Annotated in this window: 3 protein-coding genes; all 3 read left to right on the top strand. The window is 67.8% G+C overall.

Features of this window, described 5'->3' with window-relative positions; genetic code table 11:
• The coding region (gene nusG / locus G6026_RS04005; RefSeq protein WP_182612322.1) for a transcription termination/antitermination protein NusG at positions 1-752 on the top strand (752 nt) is incomplete at its 5' end.
• Positions 753-952: 200 nt separating this feature from the next.
• A complete protein-coding gene (rplK, locus tag G6026_RS04000) occupies positions 953-1,387 on the top strand; it encodes a 50S ribosomal protein L11 (protein WP_017838122.1) in 435 nt (144 codons plus the stop codon).
• Positions 1,388-1,478: 91 nt separating this feature from the next.
• Complete coding sequence (gene rplA / locus G6026_RS03995; protein ID WP_182612321.1) at positions 1,479-2,201, top strand: 50S ribosomal protein L1; 723 nt, start codon at positions 1,479-1,481, stop codon at positions 2,199-2,201.
• Positions 2,202-2,444: the final 243 nt, after the last annotated feature.

Here is a 2,444-nt window from a genome sequence, read left to right as displayed (position 1 = left end):
CGACCGCGGACGCCGTCGCCGACGCCATCGACGCCGTCGCGGCCACCGACGAGACCGACGACGCCACCGAGTCCGAGGACGCCGCCGGGTCCGACGAGGCCGATGCCCCCACCGAGGCGGCGGCGCCCGCGATCGACCCCGTCATCGCCTTCAAACGTCAGCTCCGCAAGCTCCCCGGCGACTGGTTCGTCATCCACTCGTACGCGGGCTACGAGAACAAGGTCAAGGCCAACCTCGAGACGCGTGCGGTCACCCTCGGGGCCGAGGACAAGATCTACCAGGTCGAGGTCCCGATCGAGGAGTACACCGAGGTCAAGAACGGCCAGAAGAAGGTCGCCAACCGTAAGGTCCTGCCCGGGTACGTGCTGGTCCGCATGGACCTGGACGACGAGTCGTGGGGCGTCGTCCGCAACACCCCCGGGGTCACCGGATTCGTCAGTGCGACCGGGGGCGCGGCCGGAGCGCCCACCCCGCTCTCCCTGAGCGACGTGGCCAAGTTCCTGGCCCCCAAGCCGGAGAAGAAGGCCGCCGCCCCCGGCGGCGAGGCCGAGGGTGGCCTGGTCCCGCAGGCCGTCGAGGTGGAGTTCACGGTCGGCGAATCGGTCACCGTCATGGACGGCCCGTTCGCCACCCTTCCCGCCAGCATCTCGGAGGTCGATCCGACCTCGCAGAAGCTCAAGGTGCTCGTCTCCATCTTCGGTCGCGAGACCCCGGTGGAGCTGGGATTCTCCCAGGTCGAGAAGATCGACTGACGCTCCCGGTCACCCGGACGCCCCCGCCTCGTGCACACCGCGCGTGGCGGGTCGCGTCGTTACGGCCGCGATTAGGGATCAACCCGATCCCGCGCGTAGAATCCCCAAGGTTGCGCGTGCGCGCACACGACAGTCGGCCTCCCACGTGTACAGCGTGGAGCCGAGATCCAGTCGAAGAATCAGGAAGACTGAGGAAGACGATGCCTCCCAAGAAGAAGAAGGTCTCAGGGCTGATCAAGCTCCAGATCAACGCCGGCGCAGCCAACCCGGCACCGCCCGTCGGCCCCGCTCTGGGTGCCCATGGTGTGAACATCATGGAGTTCTGCAAGGCCTACAACGCCGCCACCGAGAACCAGCGCGGAAACGTCGTGCCGGTCGAGATCACGGTCTACGAAGACCGTTCGTTCGACTTCAAGCTCAAGACGCCGCCGGCCGCCAAGCTCCTGCTCAAGGCCGCGGGCCTGCAGAAGGGGTCGGGCACGCCGCACTCCGCGAAGGTCGGCAAGGTCTCCATGGACCAGATCCGCGAGATCGCCCAGACCAAGATGGAAGACCTCAACGCCAACGACGTCGACCAGGCCGCGAAGATCATCGCCGGCACCGCCCGCTCCATGGGCATCACGGTCGAGGCCTGACCTCCACCACCACACATCACCGTGGGAGGGCAGCTCAGGCCCGCACCACACCCGACCGTCGCGGTAACCATGCGACAGGAATGGAAATCTCATGAGCAAGAACAGCAAGGCCTACAAGGCCGCAGCTGCGAAGGTCGACCGCACCAAGCTGTACTCGCCTCTGGATGCCCTGGCCCTGGCCAAGGACACCTCCTCGACGAAGATGGACGCCACCGTCGAGGTCGCCATGCGACTTGGCGTCGACTCCCGCAAGGCGGACCAGATGGTCCGTGGCACCGTCAATCTTCCGAACGGCACCGGTAAGACCGCCCGCGTCATCGTCTTCGCCGCGGGCGAGAAGGCCACCGAGGCCGAGGCCGCCGGTGCTGACGTCGTGGGCTCCGACGACCTCATCGAGCGGATCCAGGGCGGCTGGCTGGACTTCGACGCGGCGATCGCCACCCCGGACCAGATGGCCAAGGTCGGCCGTGTGGCCCGCGTGCTGGGCCCGCGTGGCCTCATGCCCAACCCCAAGACGGGCACGGTCACCATGGACGTGACCAAGGCCGTCAGCGACATCAAGGGCGGCAAGGTCACCTTCCGCACCGACAAGGCCAACAACCTGCACTTCATCGTGGGTAAGGCATCGTTCTCCACCGAGCAGCTCACGGAGAACTACCAGGCCGCGATCGACGAGGTCCTGCGCCTCAAGCCGTCCTCGTCCAAGGGCCGCTACCTGCAGAAGATCACCGTCTCCACCACGACCGGTCCCGGTATCCCGGTCGATCCCTCGGCGATCTCCAAGCTCCTCGAGGCGGGCGCCGACTCCCAGTGAGTTGATCTCGCGCCCGCAGGGCCCCGTGACCGGATTCCGGCGCGGGGCCCGCGGCATTTCGAGGCGGCGGCCGCCGCCGCGAAGGCCGACCACGCGCGCTCGCAGCCCCGCTCACCACCACCCATCGTGCCCGGATAGGAGAGGATGTCCTCATGGACAGCTACCCGACGAGGACGGTCGCCGTCCGCGACGTGGCCCTGCGCGACGGACTGCAGCTCACCGACGGTCGGCTGTCCACCGCGA

The organism is Dietzia sp. DQ11-38-2 (assembly GCF_014145055.1).
Lineage (GTDB): Bacteria > Actinomycetota > Actinomycetes > Mycobacteriales > Mycobacteriaceae > Dietzia.
The sequence above is the reverse complement of the archived record's forward strand: the minus strand, read 5'-3'. Positions and strand labels throughout refer to the sequence as shown.